This window comes from Methylomonas fluvii (genome assembly GCF_014850975.1).
In the GTDB taxonomy this organism is placed as follows: domain Bacteria; phylum Pseudomonadota; class Gammaproteobacteria; order Methylococcales; family Methylomonadaceae; genus Methylomonas; species Methylomonas fluvii.
The window spans coordinates 922,423-939,369 of the sequence record NZ_JACXST010000002.1; the positions used below are offsets into that span (position 1 = coordinate 922,423).

18 protein-coding genes are annotated in these 16,947 nt (G+C 53.5%); 15 read left to right on the top strand and 3 right to left on the bottom strand.

Going from position 1 to position 16,947, the window contains the following annotated elements; all coding sequences use genetic code 11:
* Positions 1–63: 63 nt before the first annotated feature.
* From traL to traN, 14 genes are all read left to right on the top strand, one after another.
* The gene (gene traL, locus EBB_RS13695) at positions 64–345 is read left to right on the top strand and encodes a type IV conjugative transfer system protein TraL (protein WP_192394365.1); all 282 of its coding nucleotides are present in this window, start codon (positions 64–66) and stop codon (positions 343–345) included.
* A complete protein-coding gene (locus EBB_RS13700) occupies positions 342–953 on the top strand; it encodes a TraE/TraK family type IV conjugative transfer system protein (protein ID WP_192394366.1) in 612 nt (203 codons plus the stop codon). Before traL ends, EBB_RS13700 begins: the two co-directional genes overlap by 4 nt.
* On the top strand, positions 950–1,927 hold the full coding sequence (locus EBB_RS13705; protein WP_192394367.1) for a TraK domain-containing protein: 978 nt from the start codon (positions 950–952) through the stop codon (positions 1,925–1,927). The genes EBB_RS13700 and EBB_RS13705 overlap by 4 nt, the downstream gene beginning before the upstream one ends.
* On the top strand, positions 1,927–3,306 hold the full coding sequence (locus EBB_RS13710; protein WP_192394368.1) for a TraB/VirB10 family protein: 1,380 nt from the start codon (positions 1,927–1,929) through the stop codon (positions 3,304–3,306). Before EBB_RS13705 ends, EBB_RS13710 begins: the two co-directional genes overlap by 1 nt.
* Positions 3,307–3,333: 27 nt before the next feature.
* Complete coding sequence (locus EBB_RS13715) at positions 3,334–4,158, top strand: DsbC family protein (RefSeq protein ID WP_192394369.1); 825 nt, start codon at positions 3,334–3,336, stop codon at positions 4,156–4,158.
* Entirely contained in the window at positions 4,155–4,667 is a 513-nt protein-coding gene (locus EBB_RS13720; protein ID WP_192394370.1) for a TraV family lipoprotein, read from the top strand. Before EBB_RS13715 ends, EBB_RS13720 begins: the two co-directional genes overlap by 4 nt.
* 131 nt (positions 4,668–4,798) lie before the next feature.
* Entirely contained in the window at positions 4,799–5,098 is a 300-nt protein-coding gene (traA, locus tag EBB_RS13725) for a TraA family conjugative transfer protein (RefSeq protein WP_064007116.1), read from the top strand.
* Between the two features lie 13 nt (positions 5,099–5,111).
* Positions 5,112–5,369 (top strand): RRXRR domain-containing protein, encoded by a 258-nt coding sequence (locus EBB_RS13730; protein WP_192394371.1) that lies wholly within the window; start codon positions 5,112–5,114, stop codon positions 5,367–5,369.
* Entirely contained in the window at positions 5,366–7,780 is a 2,415-nt protein-coding gene (gene traC, locus EBB_RS13735) for a type IV secretion system protein TraC (protein WP_192394372.1), read from the top strand. Before EBB_RS13730 ends, traC begins: the two co-directional genes overlap by 4 nt.
* The gene (locus tag EBB_RS13740) at positions 7,770–8,087 is read left to right on the top strand and encodes a hypothetical protein (RefSeq protein ID WP_192394373.1); all 318 of its coding nucleotides are present in this window, start codon (positions 7,770–7,772) and stop codon (positions 8,085–8,087) included. Before traC ends, EBB_RS13740 begins: the two co-directional genes overlap by 11 nt.
* Positions 8,065–8,631, top strand: coding sequence for a signal peptidase I (lepB, locus tag EBB_RS13745; RefSeq protein ID WP_192394374.1), 567 nt, complete (start codon positions 8,065–8,067; stop codon positions 8,629–8,631). The genes EBB_RS13740 and lepB overlap by 23 nt, the downstream gene beginning before the upstream one ends.
* Complete coding sequence (locus EBB_RS13750; protein ID WP_192394375.1) at positions 8,618–9,817, top strand: TrbC family F-type conjugative pilus assembly protein; 1,200 nt, start codon at positions 8,618–8,620, stop codon at positions 9,815–9,817. Before lepB ends, EBB_RS13750 begins: the two co-directional genes overlap by 14 nt.
* Complete coding sequence (locus EBB_RS13755; RefSeq protein WP_192394376.1) at positions 9,814–10,845, top strand: TraU family protein; 1,032 nt, start codon at positions 9,814–9,816, stop codon at positions 10,843–10,845. The genes EBB_RS13750 and EBB_RS13755 overlap by 4 nt, the downstream gene beginning before the upstream one ends.
* Positions 10,846–10,850: 5 nt before the next feature.
* Positions 10,851–13,628 (top strand): conjugal transfer mating pair stabilization protein TraN, encoded by a 2,778-nt coding sequence (traN, locus tag EBB_RS13760; protein ID WP_192394377.1) that lies wholly within the window; start codon positions 10,851–10,853, stop codon positions 13,626–13,628.
* 13 nt (positions 13,629–13,641) lie between these two features.
* On the opposite strand, the gene EBB_RS13765 is transcribed toward traN, so the two are convergent.
* The 3 genes from EBB_RS13765 to EBB_RS13775 are packed head-to-tail and all read right to left on the bottom strand — an operon-like array spanning position 13,642 to position 15,658.
* Positions 13,642–13,962, bottom strand: coding sequence for an HU family DNA-binding protein (locus EBB_RS13765; RefSeq protein WP_306790022.1), 321 nt, complete (start codon positions 13,960–13,962; stop codon positions 13,642–13,644).
* Positions 13,963–13,977: 15 nt separating this feature from the next.
* A complete protein-coding gene (locus tag EBB_RS13770; RefSeq protein WP_192394379.1) occupies positions 13,978–15,129 on the bottom strand; it encodes a hypothetical protein in 1,152 nt (383 codons plus the stop codon).
* Positions 15,116–15,658, bottom strand: a complete 543-nt coding sequence (locus EBB_RS13775; RefSeq protein ID WP_192395027.1) for a nucleoid-associated protein — start codon at positions 15,656–15,658, stop codon at positions 15,116–15,118. Before EBB_RS13775 ends, EBB_RS13770 begins: the two co-directional genes overlap by 14 nt.
* On the opposite strand from EBB_RS13775, the gene EBB_RS13780 reads away from it, so the two are divergent.
* Positions 15,634–16,823, top strand: a protein-coding gene (locus EBB_RS13780) for an IS3 family transposase (protein WP_225587443.1) whose coding sequence is annotated in 2 segments (ribosomal slippage) — positions 15,634–15,913 and positions 15,913–16,823 — 1,191 coding nt in all. Because the reading frame shifts where the segments join, the coding sequence is not laid out codon by codon here. The two genes, EBB_RS13775 and EBB_RS13780, sit on opposite strands and share 25 nt — an antisense overlap.
* Positions 16,824–16,947: the final 124 nt, after the last annotated feature.

A 16,947-nucleotide genomic window follows, 5' to 3' on the forward strand; every position in this document is an offset into this window, starting at 1 on the left:
CAGCTGCAAAAACTCTCTTCAAATATCCCTTCACAATAATGACCATCCCAACCGGAGGTCATTATGGAACCCGTTGCCATTCCCCAGTCGATTGACGATCCGATCCACATTTTATTGTGGAGTGCGGACGAGATCGTACCCTTCATGGTCAGCATGCTTACCGGCATGTTGATCGATCAGTTCATTCCTGGCTTAGTACTGGGATTCATCGCAGTCAAGTTTTACCGGCGTTTCCGCGACAACCGGCCTGACGGCTACACCTTGCATGCGTTGTATTGGCTAGGCCTGTTGCCGAGTCGCGCTCAGACCATCCCCAATCCCTACATTCGCCGGTTCCTGCCATGAGATGGTCGGAATTTCTGCAAACCTGGGACGGGCACGAGACTGAGAATCGGTTTAGCCGCGTCATCATTATTGGCTTGCTGGTGATTTGCGTGATTACTTCGCTGGCCGCCTGGCGCACCGAACGCAGCATCATTCTGGTGCCACCGACCTTGACGCAGGAAGTCGAAGTCACCCGCAGCCAAGCATCCAGTGAGTTCAAGGAGTCCTGGGGCTTGTTCCTGGCCGAATTGCTCGGCAACACTACGCCGGCCAATGCCGACTTTTTGAAAACCGCAGTCGAGCCGCTATTGGCGCCGGATATTTACCGCAGTGTCCTGGATGCCATGAGCGATCAAATCAAGGCCATCAAAATGGACCGGGTCGCGATCAGTTTCACTCCGCGTCACGTCGATTACGAAGCCGAGACCAACAAAGTCTTTGTCAGCGGCGAACTGAAAAGCCAAGGCCCCAGTTCCAAGTCGGACGTTAAACCCCGTACCTACGAATTCATCATCGCCATCAAAAACTATCGGCCCCGCCTGGAATACATCGACGTGTATCCGGATTCCCCCAGAACCCTGGCCCGTTTGAAAGCCACCCAAGGCCAACCTAATGAGGCTCAACCATGAAACGATTGATGCACCCCTGGTTATTACTTTCGCTCGCCAACGGTGCTTGGGCCAGCGATGATTTACCGGTGACTGTGTTACCACCGGTCACCACAGTAGCCGAAGATTCATCCGTATCGCCATCAAAGACCGTTGTTCCGTCGCAGCTCGACTTAGGTATCGAGTTGCCACCAGTTGATGCCAGTGTCTTGAAAGCCGCAAAACAACAAGCGGCGGCGTCAAACGCAGTGTTAGCCACTTCCATCGGTCCACAGCACATTGCCGTCAAACCCGGTATCAACGAACTGATGCCAATTGCCGTCGGCCACTTGAATCGCCTGGTCACACCGTTCGAACATCCGGTGGTCACGACCACCAGTCAGGCGACTACCAGTACCAAAGGCAAAATCGTTTATGTCGCCACCGCCGACGAAACGCCGGTCACGTTATACATCACGCCCGGCGACAACCAGGACATTGCCTTGTCTCTTACCCTGATCCCCAAACGCATTCCGGCGCGGGAAATCCACCTCGATCTGGACAAGGACAGTTACCAGTTGTTGAACCAATGGCAGCGCGCCGATACGGCAAATCGAACCTCGAGCCAACAGGAACAAGCTTACATCAGCCAACTGAAAGCACTGTTTCGGGATTTGGGTTTGCAAAAGACCCCGGCCGGATATTCACTACGCGAACCCAAGTCCCAGGAACAGATTCGCTGCCTGCAAGACCGCGTGCAGATCAAAACCGGCCAAGTTCTGGAAAGCCAGGATCGATTGATTTTGGTGGGGCTTGCCAAGAATACCGGCAGCGAGATGCTCGAGTTCGACGAACGCAGTTGCTCGACGACGCAACAGGACGTGCTCGCCGTTTCGGTCTGGCCCAACGTGGTATTGAAGCCACAGGAAGCGACCGAATTGTATGTCGTGGTCCGACAATCGCCTGAGGCGTCATCCAGTTTGCGGCCTTCGTTACTGAACGGAGGTCAACAGTAATGGCCAGCGTCGATACTTGGTGGACACGCTTGAGTCCGACCGCCAAACGTAATTTAGCTGTCGGCAGCATCGGTACAGTGGTATTGGCCGTCATCATCGCGCTGGCCACCGTCACCCCGGAAGTCAGCAAGCCGCTGAGTAAACAGGCCACCATCCAACACATCCTGACCGATAGCGATCCTCGCTCGCTCGGTATCGACGGCATTTCTGCGCAATTGCGCGATCTGCTGCAGAAAAACGACGAACAAGCCCGCCGACTAGCCTCAATCGAAGAACAGCAACGGCGCGAACAGCAATCCGACGAAACGCGTTTCAAACAATGGACCACCGCTGAGCGGGAAGCCTATGAAGCCAAGCTTCAAGCGGTCACCGGTGAAGTTGAGACGTTGAAGAACAAAGCGTCTACAACGGCAGTGGCTGGCAACCCTGGCGACGCCAATCAACCTGCTGTGGAGCCAACGGCACCGGGAAGACCGTCATACCGCCGCCCGAGCAATCCGCCGTTCGACAACGGGCAAGACGATCTCAACCGCGTGTTCGAGCAAGCCGCTATTCCCGCACCGACTGCTAGCAATACCGGCGTCTCAGGAGCACGAGCCAATAACCAAGCGCCGGCGGCGATGCAAATTCGCGTCATCCAGGAAAGCACTGAGCAGTCCAATGGTAAAGACAAAGACGCAGCCCCTAGCGAGGGTCGAGGCCGCTCGAACCGTGATCACGCCAGCAGCGATGTCTTCATCCCCGCAGGCAGTATTTTGACCGGCGTGTTGTTGAATGGCCTCGATGCCCCGACCGGCAAAAAAGCCAAGAAAGAACCCATGCCGGTGCTGTTCAGGATCAAAAAAGAAGCCATCTTGCCCAATCGCTTCCACGCCGATGTGCGGGAGTGCTTTCTGCTGGCAGCCGGCTTTGGCGATTTGAGTGCTGAGCGCGCTTACTTTCGCGGCGAGACTTTTTCCTGTGTCCGTCAGGACGGTGGCGTGATCGAAGTACCCATGAATGCCTATGCCACTGGCGAAGACGGCAAAAACGGGGTGCGTGGCCGCGTCGTTTCCAAACAAGGCGCGCTACTCGCCCAATCCATGATGGCGGGCTTTTTACGCGGCTTTTCCGATGCCTTCGGTCGCAACCAGATTCCGATGCTGATGACCGGCGGTCTGGGGGCGCTTTCCGGTACTACACCGTTTCAAAGCGCGTTTTCCTCGCAGTCGATGGAAGGCGGTGCCCTGAAAGGCGCCGGTTACGCCATGGAACGCCTGTCGCATTTTTACATGGACATGGCCGAAGAGATTTACCCGGTCATCGAAGTCGATGCGACTCGCCAGGTCAACTTCATCGTGCAAAAAGGCACGGCGCTGAAGCTGAAGTCACCGAGCTGATTCGTTAACCCAAACCCAAAGGTCGTTATGACGCCACGCCAAATTTCTCTATTGATAGCCACGCTACTCGGTACATCCATCGCCCTGGCCGCCAATCCGCAAAAGCAGCCGGTCTCGGACATTGCCGCCGGCTTGCTGTCGATCAAAATCGACGGCATGCAAGACTTGCCGATCTCGGGCCTGAAGATGGTCAAAACCGGCGATCAAACCGTGTTTATTTCCAGCAATGGTCGTTTTGCCTTTTACGGCGGCAAATTGATGGACATCTGGACCCAACAGGAGATCAAGGAATTGGCCGATATCGACAAAATCGCCAACCGCATCGATCTATCGCGGATGAAACTCAAGGCTGACGATCTCGGCGCCGTGACGGTTGGCCACGGCAAAGGCCAGGTGTTGGTATTCATCGATCCGCGTTGCCCATATTGCGGCAAGGTCATGAAAGACCTGCAAGCCTTGCAAGACCAATACACCTTCAAACTGGTGATGGTCCCCATCCTCGGCCCTGAATCGCAAAACATCGTCGTGCAACTGGCGTGTCAGTTGGAAACCAACGAGACAAAAGCCAAAGACACCGTGCGCGACCGACTGTTGAAACAGGATTACGCGGGCTTGCCGACCGAACCACCGGTTCAGTGCAACAAAGAGCCGCTGCAAAAAGCCGTGGTCACCGCCAAGTTATTCGATTTGAAGGGTGTGCCATTTCTGATTGCTCCTGACGGCCGCACTCACAGTGGCGCACCCGAGGTGTTAGCCGATTGGTTGGCCGATAAACCGAAACCGTCGCCCAGTCTGGCAACAACGCCCGATACAAACGCACAAAACACAAACGCCACGGAGAAAAAGCCATGACCCGCTTTCATCAGTTTTCTATTTATAGCCTCAGTGTACTGCTGATCGCCATCACCACCGGCTGCGCCACCGACTACGGCTGTAAAGGCATGCCGGACGAACCCAGCTGTCTGTCGACGACGCAGGCCTACCAGGTGACCAATACGGCGATAAAGGAAGCGCCTCCCGAAACCAGCCAGGAATCAGAGCCAATGTCAAAACCGGCACTCGCACCACCGATACAGCAACCCGTGCCCAAGATCGAAGATCCCACGCCGATTCGGACGCCATCCCAGGTGATGCGCATCTGGATCGCGCCTTGGGAAGATGCCGAGGGCGATTTGATGGTGTCCAACTACGTCTACACCGAACTGGAACCCCGGCGTTGGATGATCGGCAAGGCGGCTTCGACAGCCAGTTCGTCGTTGATTCCTTTACAAGTCGAGCAACGCCCACCGGAGAAACGATCCAGCGTCGATACCCCTGATGACGAGAGTCCAGTGAATCGATTAGGCAATAAATTGCCCTGATCCTTGATCCCATTTCACCGCAGGTACCACACCCCCTGCGAGAGTGAGCGGGCAACCGCTTAAAACCTGCCGGACTGAACGTCCGAGATTCGACGGGCAACCGTCCTTTAACTTTTATGAGGACATCTTTGATGAAAACATCGCATCGAACCGGGGTACTGGTGACCCTGGCATCGCTATTTTTTATGTTGATGGCATCCGACGCCATGGCCGGTGCTGGCGGTACCGAGTTCAACAACGTCTGGACCTTGCTGACCGGCTGGGTTGAAGGCTTGCTCGGCCGCATCATCGCCATCGTGTTCGTCATCGTCGGCCTGGTCGCCGGTGTCGTGCGTGGCAGCATCATGGGCTTCGTGCTGGGAATTGCCAGCGGGGTCGGCCTGTTTGCGGCACCGACCATTATCACCAACATCGTGACGGCCACGATTTAGGCCTGGAATAACGATGACCGGTTCAACTATTGATACCGAGAACGCGGCGGGCAACCGCCGCCCTTGCACATTGGCGAAGGATAAGCGGACCGTCAAGGTCCAAGCCGCCAATGGTCAGCCGATCAACCCCTGTCATCCGGCTAGAGCCCGGCAGTTGAAACGCGAAAAGCGTGCGGTTCGCGTTTGTCGACATCCCTTTACGATTCGCCTGCGTGCCGAGCATCAAACCGAAGCCATGCAACACCTGTATTTCGAGGATCAGACCCCATGACCACCGCGCAACGCCAACGTGCCGATCAGTTATTCACGGTACTGGCTTATGAATATGACCATCATCTGTTTCTGATGGCTGATAGCAGCATTGGCTTTGGCTTTCTGTGCCGACCGCTGACCGGCGCCGATGCCAGCGTTTCCGCGCGCGTCAACGTGTTGCTAAACCAGGACTGGCCGACTGACACCTTGTTGCAGGTGAGCCTTTGGACTTCGCCTGACATCGAAGAATCGCTGGCAATCATGCAGACCCGGCGCTTGAAACAGCAAAAGCCAACCTATAAAACCATGACTCAAGCCAGTATCGAGTTTCTGCGACAAGGCACCACCAAACCGCCGGAATCGATCTCGGGGGCTCGCTTGCGTCGCAGTCACATTTTCGTGACCGTGAAATTGCCCATGGCGCATCCCCGGCCCAGTGAAAGTGACATCCGCCGAGCAACTGAATTGCAACTCGCTACGCAACAGTCGTTATCGACCATTGGCTTGTATCCAGAGATATTGGGGGCCGATCAATATGTGCGCATCCTGAACACACTACTCAACTGGCAGCCCGATGCCGGCTGGAAAGACCGGGTGGTACCCGAGTGCGATCCTACCCAATTGATACGGGATCAATTGCTGGATTTCGACAATGCGATTCGGACCGACGAAAAAGGCATTTGGCTAGGACAAAAACGCGTTAAGACCTTATCCGCCAAACGCACGCCCGATCATTTTTACTTCGGCAGCGCCAAGAGTTATCTGGGCGACATTTTGTCCGGCACCCGCGGCATTCGTCAAAACACCTTGCTCAGTTTGACCCTGCATTACCCGGACGCTGAATCGACCCGTACCCACCAGGAAGGTGTGCGGCAATTCATCACCAATCAGGTCAATACGCCGATAGCCCGATTCTTACCGGTATTGGTGCAACGCAAACATAACTTTGATGTGCTGTTTGACGCCTACCGTGACGGTGATCGGCCAATTCGCAGTTATTTTGGCGTGCTGTTGTTCTGCGATGAACAGGACGAAGCGGCGGCCGTCTCCAATGCCCGCGTCTATTTTCGGGAGCTGGGTTTTCAACTCTTGGAAGACAAGTATTTCTGCATGCCGTTTTTCCTGAATTGTTTGCCATTTGGCCCTGAGCGTTCGGCGATAGCCGATTTAAAACGCTATTGCACCTTGGCCACGCGCCATGCCATTCCATTATTGCCTCTGTTCGGCGATTGGGCCGGCACCGGAACGCCGACCTTGAATTTCGTCTCCCGTAACGGCGAACACATGGCTGTGTCGTTGTTCGATACCACCGGCAACTACAACCTGTGTATCGCCGCCGAATCCGGTAAAGGCAAATCCTTCCTGACCAACGAGATCATCGTCAGCTACCTGACCGAAGGCGCGCAAATCTGGGCGATTGATGTCGGCCGCTCTTACGAAAACCTCTGCGAAGTGCTGGAAGGCGATTTCGTCAAATTCACCCACGGCTCCGGCATCTGTATGAACCCGTTTGAAATCGTGCAAAACTTCGAGGAAGAAGCCGACATGTTAGCCGGATTGGTCAGTCAGATGGCGGCGCCCACCGAGAAGTTGACCGACTTTCAAACAGCCGGTCTCAAGCGGATATTGAAGCAACTGTGGACCGAAAAGGCTCAGGCCATGTCCGTCGACGACATCGCCCGGCAACTCTGCGCCGAAACAGATCAACGCTTGAAGGATGTCGGCGAGCAGTTGTTTCCGTTTACCACGAAAGGCGAATACGGTCGCTACTTCAATGGCCGCAACAACGCCAAATTCACCAATGACTTTACCGTGCTGGAACTGGAAGAACTCAAAGGCCGCAAACATCTGCAGCAGGTGGTGTTGCTGCAACTGATCTACCAAATCCAGCAGGAAATGTATCTGGGCGAACGCAACCGCCCCAAGATCGTCATCATCGACGAAGCCTGGGATTTGCTCACCGAAGGCGATGTGGCCAAGTTCATGGAGCACGGCTACCGCCGGTTTCGGAAATACGGCGGTGCTGCAGTCACCATCACCCAATCGGTGAACGACTTGTACCGCAATGCCGCAGGGCGAGCCATCGTTGAGAACTCCGCCAATATGTACTTGCTCGGTCAAAAAGCCGAAGTCATCGAGGGCATGAAGCAGGATCGTCGCTTGCCGTTGTCGGATGGCGGCTACGAACTGTTAAAGACTGTGCACACCTTACCTGGCGCCTATTCGGAAATCTTCTTCATCACTGAAATGGGCTCCGGCATCGGCCGACTGATCGTCGACCCGTTTAAACGCATTCTGTTCTCCACCAAACCCGAAGACGTCAACGCCTTGAAGCAATTGCGCCGGCAAGGTTTGAGTCTGGGCGATGCCATTCAACAACTCATCGACAGTCGCCAGTCTAAAACACGGGAGTTGAATCATGGACGCTAAATCACAATGGCTCAGCACTGTTTTAATCGCTGTCTGTCTGGGATGTCTCGGTGGCTGGTTGGCTGCGCAACAGCAATTACAACAGCCCTTAGAACGCTTGAATTTGGTGACGCCGGTATTCGTGTTCGACAGAGCCAAATTGATTCAATCGATACCGCCCAATGCCAGTCAGGAGCAGATGGCCAAGATCGTCGATGACTGGCAGGGTCAAGCCAAAAAGCTCAGTGACGCAGGCTATCTGGTGATCGATTCAACAGCGGTGGTGGCCGCACCGGAGGATGTCTATGTTCGACAAGTCGGACGCTAAACCGATGAATAATCCACGGTTCCAGACGCCATCCTCGCCCCGTGTCGCTCGTCCTCGTTTAGGTGTCTTCCTGCTGAAGGCGATACCGATTTTGTTGCTCGTATTAACCGTGGAGCGTTACCTCGGTCAACGATTTCTGATTGGCGGCGACGACCAGGTTGATCGCTGCTTGCCGGATAAATGGGTATACCTGATCGACACCCACAAGAAAGACATCTGGCGTGGCGATTTAATTGCGTTTCGCGCCGAGCGCATGGCACCATTTTTTAAGGATGGCCAGATTATCGTCAAAATCGCCGCCGGGGTAACCGGCGACACCATTCACGTCGATCCGCAGCACACCACTATAAACGGTGAACCAGTTATCGACGGGCTACCCTTGACAGAGAAACTCAAGAAGCCGGCTACCCGTTTTAACCGCCATGAAACGATCCCACCCGCCGCCTATTGGGTAACCGGGCAAACCGACAAAAGCTTCGATTCGCGTTACTGGGGCTATGTCTACGACCATCAAGTGATTGGACGGGCCTATGCGTTGTTTTGATCGGTTACAGCGTCCTTGGCGTCAATCGGCGGTTTGTTTTCTCTGCTGGTTCAGTGTGCATACGGTTCAGGCTGAAGAAGCCTGGCTAGATCGTTCTCAGGCCATCTTGCAAGCCTTGGAAGGCCAGCCTCGACCTGAGTGGTTGAACGGTCAGACTGATCAACAGGACATGAAACACCAGGCGCGACAAGTCTTGGAAGCTTCGCAGGCGATCCAAGCAGAGGCGCTATCGACGGGATCGGAAAACGTCCACCCGACAAATCCTTCGAACAAACCAGTCACACTGCTGTTTGTCTCGTTTTCACTCGGCGATACGGCGCTGAAAGGCATCTTTGAAGAAGCGGCCGGCCGAGATGATGTGTTACTGGTGTTTCGTGGCCCTAAACCCGGCCAAAAACTGCCGGCTTTGATGGCTGACCTCAAACGTTTGCTGAAAGGCATCGATCCACTGCCCAACATCATCATCGATCCCACCCGTTTTCAGCGCTGGTCGGTGACGTCGGTGCCTGACATTATCGTCGAACAGGATGGGAAATCCCGTTTACACGTTCATGGCGTCAGTAGTTTGTCCTGGCTGGACGAGCAACTCAAAGCCGGCAAGCAGGGTGATTTGGGAACCTTGGGCGATATCGGCGAGATTGCCGAAATCGACTTGCTGGAAGAACTCAAACGCCGGATGGCCGCCATCGACTGGAAACAAAAGCAGCGACAGGCTATCGCTCGGTTCTGGGAACAGCAAAAATTTGAAGACTTACCTATTGCTCAGGAGGATCACGATCGGTCCGTGGATCTGACCATTACCGCACCGCGCGATCTAGCAGCGCCCAACGGTCAGCTGATCATCCGAGCCGGACAAACTGTCAATCCGTTGGACAAGATGCCGTTTGGCTTATGCCTGATGGTATTCGATGCCACGGTGCCAGCACAAGTTGAGCTGATTCAGCATCAATCCTGCCAGGACAAAAAGGCCCACATGATGTATTTGGCCACGTCTCTGTCGCGTCAGGATGGTTGGGACAACTTGCAGCGTTTGGAAACTGCGCTTCAGGCACCGGTGTATTTACTGACTCCGGATGTGCGAAGTCGTTTTCAATTACAGCAGGTACCGGCGATTGTCGAACAAGTCGGCAACCGTCTGATTGTTCATGAACGAAAACTGCCTGTTTCATCGGGAGAGCGGTCATGAAACGATTCGTTTTCCCTTGGGTTTTGGGAGGCTTGATAACACTGGCAACCCCGCTTTATGCCGACACCACAACCAATAGCGTCGATCCGTTGTGCTCCGACGCCGAGCTGTGGTCCGGCAAGTTGGTCACCGATATTTGCTGGAGCTGTTTGTTTCCGATTCGGGCGGCAGGAGCTTCGCTGGGCGGTGGCAACGTACCGAGCATCGCGACTGATGAGAAGTTCTGTTTCTGTACCGATCCGATGGGTATTCCGGAACTGGGCATGACCATGGGGCTTTGGAATCCGGCGAGGCTGATCGAGATTGTCCGCAATCCCTGGTGCTCGCCGGCTTTGGGAGGCCATAAATTCAGTGCCTCGAACGTGCGTCTGATCGCCACCACCGGCAAAGCCGACTTCGATGCCAGCGAGATGTCGTTTTTCAATTACCACTATTTCGCGTTTCCGTTGACCATTTTGCTGGATCTGTTCTGGGATGGTCGCTGCAACAGTGATGGCTATCGGGATTTCGATTTGCTGTATGTCTCGGAACTGGATCCGACCTGGAATAACGATTTGCTAGCGTTCTTCACCAGCCCGGAAACGGCGTTGTTCGCCAATCCGGTGGCCATTTCCGCTTGTGTCGCCGATGCCGCAGCGGCCGCCACCGGCAATCCCTTGGAAGCCTTGTTCTGGTGTGCCGGCGCCTGGGGTCATATGTATCCCTTATCCGGGATTTCGCCGACCAGTTACGGGACCGATCCCAGGATTACCAGCTTGTTGGCAACGCGCGCCACGGCCTCCTTGCATCGACGCGGGCTGGCCTGGAAAACCTCCGGCAACGATGCTTTGTGCGGCGGCTATATCTACCCCTTTATCCCCAAATCGCAATACCGGCTATCGATGTTTTATCCGGTCGCGGAAACCGAATCCAATCACGTCATTGGCGAGACGACGTTTAAATGGGGTGTGGGGCGCACCTATCCTGGGCCGGGTGAAGACCATCTCTACCTGCTGTGGAGGTGGGTTGACTGCTGCTCAGGATATTAGTCATTATGAAACAAGCATTTAACTCTCATTCAGTAATAAATCAAAGTCTGTCTGCCGTGTTGTGCGTGACGATGGCTTGGACACCGTTTGGTGTGTCCTGGGCCGATGCGATTCAGGCGGCCGGGCGTGATGGCCAACAACTCGGTCAGCAAGTCCTCGATGGTTTTGCTTTTCCGCTGGATACCAGCAATGGCACGCTGACCTTGAATCCGGGGACTGCTCAGGAAAGTGCCATATCGATTGGCACCTTGTTTCCGGATACCAACAGTGCTACAACCACGACCCAGGACTTTGCCGATCTCTATGGCAACAACCCCGGCACACTGGCAGCGGGGTTGAACGCGCAGACCGCCTTGAACGGCGAAACCAGCTTCACCGGCGAAGCCTATCGCACCCTGATTGACAACGCCCACCAGTCGCATCCGGATTTACACAACGATGCAGTCTGGACTGCCGGTGATCAGGTGTTTGCTAATTTCACGCCCTGGGCGCAGTCGTTTTCGGACTGTACCACCGTGACCACGCAAACCGAGACCAGCCATTCGGTCCGTATCCCCGACTATCAATTGTGTCTGCGCCAACCGACGGTACCGCAAAGTTGTACCGCCACCCATCAAGTTAACGTCGAAACATTGCTCAGCTTTGTCTCCGGAAACGGAGGCATGTCCAGCTGTGGATCTGGCTGCATGGATTTGTATGTGGGCCGCGTTGGCGATAACTATTGGTCAGCCGGTTGCGGCATATTCAACTGGGAAGTCACATACAACGTCCTGCATCCTGAAGCCATCATCAGCGCCACGCTGGAAGACGTCGAATTCGATGATCATGCCCGCGTCTATTACGGCGGGAATCTGATCTATACCGGTTCCACCGGCTGGGGTGGCTCATGTGAGCTCAGCAATAGCTGGGTCGACCATCCCAATCGCGACGTCACCTATGCCTTCAACAGTACGGGCAACAAAGTCTTCAAACAGGAAACCATGGTTGGTGGTAATGGTGAAGGTTATTCCAGGATTCGACTTCGCTACGATTTGTCGAAACTGATCACCCAGGATCAATGGAGTTGGAGTGGCCCGAATTGCCAAAACTTAGCCAATGCGATTACTGACGGCATTTGTCAGGCCGGCAGCCAATTGAGTTGTACTAGCGATCCTGCCAATGCTTCGGGTTGTTACGTCGATCCAACTTCGCAGGTGATGGTTTGCGGCACGGATTTGGCACAAGCCCCGGTGGCCAGTTCGACCGGGATTCGCAATACCTGTATGAATATCCAGTCCTCTGGACACTGCGATTTGAATCAGTATGGCCAATGTTGGACCGACACCGCCGGCACCCATTGCTTGGAGCCTCCGGCCAATGGTACGCCCACGAATAGTTGTTCGACTTTGGAGACGCAAGGCTGCTCGTTCATCAAAAGCCAATGCACCAGTGTACTCGCCTCCGGCACCTGCTGGGACAGCGTCGATACTTATGACTGCGGGCAAACGGTGGGCATTCCCGGCATTCAAAGCAATTCCCAACAGCAATGCGCCGGGCCGATTCGCTGCATGGGCGAAGATTGCATTACCGTGAATCGCACCCAGAGTCAGGATTTCAGCAAGGCGGTCGCCTTACTCAACAGCGCTCAGCAAATGGCGATGGACTTGCATTGCGACTACGCCAACGCCGATCTGCAGCAGAAGGATCCGACCACCTGTCAGGTATTCCAGGGTAAACCCGCCAGTTGCAAAATGGTCGGCGGCGCTCTCAGTCTGGTGGATTGCTGCGAAACACCTTCGGGTGCGATGGGGCTAGGCCGCTACATTGATTTGCTGATCGCTACCAGTCAGATGGACAGCGCAGTCATGGCTATGGACAGTACCTCGGCGATTCGGGGCGCTTGGGAAACCATGCGAACTCCGTTTACTTTAGCCGGCGATGCCTGGAACAGTTTTCAGGCGGATTTTGCCTCGACGGTGAATGACTTGGTTGGTACCGACATGCTCAGTACCAGCGATATTGCGTCGCAAGGCTTGCTCGATTCTCTCAAAGGCGAATTGATGAAATCGGTGGCGGAATGGATCGGCCAGACCTTTGGCGAAGCGGCCGGCAATGCCTTGTTCAGCGCTGGCGGCCAGGCTGCCTTCGATTCGGCGGGCAATTTAACCCCGGCGGCGGAATCGGGTGGCGTCGAGTTGGGCGGCGGTGCCGCGGTCGCCGGCGAACTGCTCAGTACGCTGATGACGGCCTACACCGTGGTGATGATCATCATCATGATTATCCAGATCGTCTATTCCTGCGAAGAACCGGAGTACGAACTCGCAGCCAAGAAACAACTGAAAGTCTGCACGGACCTCGGCACCTATTGCGAGAGCAAGGTAGCTGGCGTGTGTTGGGTGCGCAAGGAAAGTTACTGCTGCTACAACTCGCCGCTAGCGCGCATTCTCAACGAACAAATCAAACCGCAGTTGGGCATGGATTTTGGCACGCCGGAAAGTCCCAGTTGTACCGGCATCAAAGTCGCGGACCTGGACCGGGTGGACTGGACCCAAGTCTATCTGGACGAATGGTTGGCGATCCTGGCGCAGACGGGGCATTTGCCGACCGCCGCCAATGCCGCAGCCATGCTGAATCTGGATCAACTCACCGGCACAGGCAGCCGACTCAATCCGCAGAAATACGGCGCAGCCTCCAGCGGCCGCCAAGACACCTTAACCCGTACTCAAGGCCGGATGACCGATTTGGATGTACCCACGGTCAAACGGCAGTCGGAACTGGAAGGCTGGGGTATGGGGCCGCAATGATGCGGCCTAAAATTTACTGAACCGTGTCTTTCAGGCCTTTGCCGGCTTTGAAGGATGGCAATTTGGCGGCAGCAATCGTAATGGCTTCGCCTGTTTGTGGATTGCGTCCAGCGCGTTCGGCACGTTCTTTTACTTCAAAGGTACCAAAGCCTACCAAAGCCACGGAATCACCGGATTTCAACGCGGCTTGAATGGATTGAGTAATGCCATCCAATGCGCGACTGGCGTCGGCTTTGGTCAGGTTGGAGTGGCTGGCGATGGCGTCGATGAGGTCGGATTTGTTCATTGAATAATTTCCTAAGGGGTATAAAAATAGATTTGTTCTGCCATTAATTTGATTGGAATTTTTTTACCAAAATTTGCAGTATCGACCAAACAAAAAAGTGCAAAAGAGCAAAACTCCCGCTATCAAAACTTCCACAAATAACAAGGCATTTTTCTGTTGTTTATAGCGTTTGTCGAGTTCGCCATACATTGGCATCAATTTGGTAGCTAACGCGGCATGTTCAACGGTCAATTTTTCTTTCAACTCACTTATTTCATCATTAATCGCTTTCAAGCTATGACGCTGATTTCTTAAAAGCATATTCATGAAGCCCGTGAATATTAAGGCTCCAAACCAAAGAGCCCAGTTTTTTAAAGAATCTCCCGCTTTCTCGTCCATCTGAGACCCAACTAACAACAGCGCCGCAGGGACGGCTAATAGCTGATTTTGAATCTCCGCAAACACCTTGTTCAATTTTAAGGTGTATTCCAAGCGGTTTTCCTGAACTTCCTCTCGCACTTTCTCAAAAGAAAACCCGGCAACATAAAGTTGATAATTATCGCGAGCCCGCCGTTTGAGTTCGTCAAACACGGAAAGTAGATGCTTAAATCTCTCATCGCCGGGTACATTTTTTAGCATTTCCATCAGCGCAGACTTGAGAATGCTTTTACGCTGCTCTGTATAAGCATCGTCAACGATAAATTCGTTACGCAAGCTGTTTAACTCAGAAAGCGCTCTAAGGTCGGCAGCCCCATAGTCGATAGTTAACTCGAATTTCTCCTTGACCATGAAAACTAACGCAAGACGACCTGCACTAGGCTGAGAAACATCGGCTATCTCTTCCAGTAATTTTATTAAATCGACAACTTGGGAATATCGATCGGCAAATTGATCCTGAGTAGCGTCGGCAGAATAGAAATTTGTTTCTATGACAAAATATGACCTCGGTTTAGCAAAACGAAAGTTATGATGTTGTAAAAACTCATCCCAAGTACTCGCAAAAAACATCTCGGGTAAACGTGGAATCGCAACGTCTCTAACTTTAAATGGCTGACCAAGCGCTCGCTGTTCATCAAACGCTGTTGGCAGCATGTAATGGCCGTCAGCATCTAATTTCCTCAGAACTGTAAGTGTTTCGGCCGTAAGACTATCGATGTAACCATGAAGTAACGCGTCCTCCACAAAGGGAGCCGTCAATTCTCGGCATAGTCTTACAACCAAATCAAGTTGGGTCATCGCTTTCAGTTGATGTTGGTTTCAAGCGTTGTTTAAATTCCAAAGGCAAGTCTTTGATAATCAGTGTTTCGGTAAGGTCATCATAGATGACACGTGAGCCTAGAATCGACTCTTCGAAATCCAATGTCAACTTTGAATCCTTAATCCGATGGCGGCGCAAACCGCGGTAGATTCGACTATTCGGCTCAAAGCCATCTCCAAGCGGATAATCTTTACTCGTGACAAATTCAGAGAAGCTAGCAGGCTGTTGATCGTCAAGACGCATAGACAATGCATCCAGACTAATGCCTTTCTTTTCCTTGGTACATTCGACACAGTAGGCATGAACTCTTTGGCGCATTTCTCGCGCTTTGTCGACATCAAATTGCTTTTCTTCACAATAGTCCCTGACTACCTGGAGTAAAAGCTTGGTTTGCTCTGCCGATTCGGTTAATTCCGTAAAGTGGACCCCAAAAACCGGACAGTAGTTTAAGCTAAGCCCTGGCGAGAAATAGTAGGCAGGACATGAGCGAAAGCAAACGGAAGATATTTACCGGGGACCAAAAAGCCAAGGTTGCTTTGGAAGCAGTGAGAGGGACGAAGACGATCAATGAAATTGCCCAAGAGCACGGCGTGCATCCCACCCAGGTCAGTCAATGGAAAAAGGAATTGCTGGATCATGCGGGCAGTCTGTTTGAAGGCAAGCGCGGGCCGAAACCGGTTAATGTGCAGAATGATCCGGACCGATTGTATGCGAAGATCGGGCAGTTGAATATGGAACTGGACTGGCTTAAAAAAAAGTCTGGGATCAGCCTGTAGAGCGGCGTCAAACCTGGGTAGCAGCCGATGACGAGCTAGCGTTATCCACACAATGTCAATTGCTCAACGTCACGCGTTCTGTGGTGTACGCGCAAAAAATGCGATTACTGAAAGCCGTTGACGAGGATGAAGGCCTGTTGTTGCGTCTGCTCGATGAGGAATATACGCGGCACCCTTTTTATGGCTCTCGGCGGATGACGGAATATCTGCGTAGCTGCGGACATGTGGTTAATCGCAAGCGGGTTCAGCGCTTGATGCGAACCCTCGGATTGGCAGGCATGGCGCCCGGCCCCAATACCAGCAAGCCGCATCCGCAACACAAGCTTTATCCGTACCTGTTGAGAGGCGTCGACATCATCCGGCCCAACCAGGTGTGGAGTACCGACATCACCTATATTCGGTTACCACGCGGCTTTGTCTATCTGGTGGCGATCATCGACTGGTACAGTCGCAGGGTGTTGTCATGGCGATTATCGAACACGATGGATGCCGGGTTTTGCGTGGACTGTTTGGAACAAGCCATCAAGGCCCACGGCACGCCCGAGATCTTCAATAGTGATCAGGGATCACAATTTACCAGCGACGCTTTCACCGGTGTATTGATCGAGCACGACATCACGATCAGCATGGATGGACGAGGCCGGGCCCTGGACAATATCTTTGTCGAGCGGCTATGGCGAACGGTGAAATACGAAGAGGTGTATTTGAAACAACATGCCAGCCTACAAGACTTGTTGCTGGGCTTGACTCGCTACTTCATGTTTTACAACGAGGAGCGGTTGCATCAATCGTTGGATTATAAAACGCCAGAGATGGTATATCGAACGGCGACGGGGGGCGGCGCCAAAATTGTGGATAAATTTAACGAGGCGACGGATGCGTCAGCTCTTGTGTAGAAGAATTGGGACAGCGCCATTCAGCTGGAGTGTGAACTGGGCTCTATCTTAAACTGAGCAATAATTTGCGGTATTATGTAGCATCCGCACAAAGCAATTCCTCGCATAAGCTTCTAACATAACA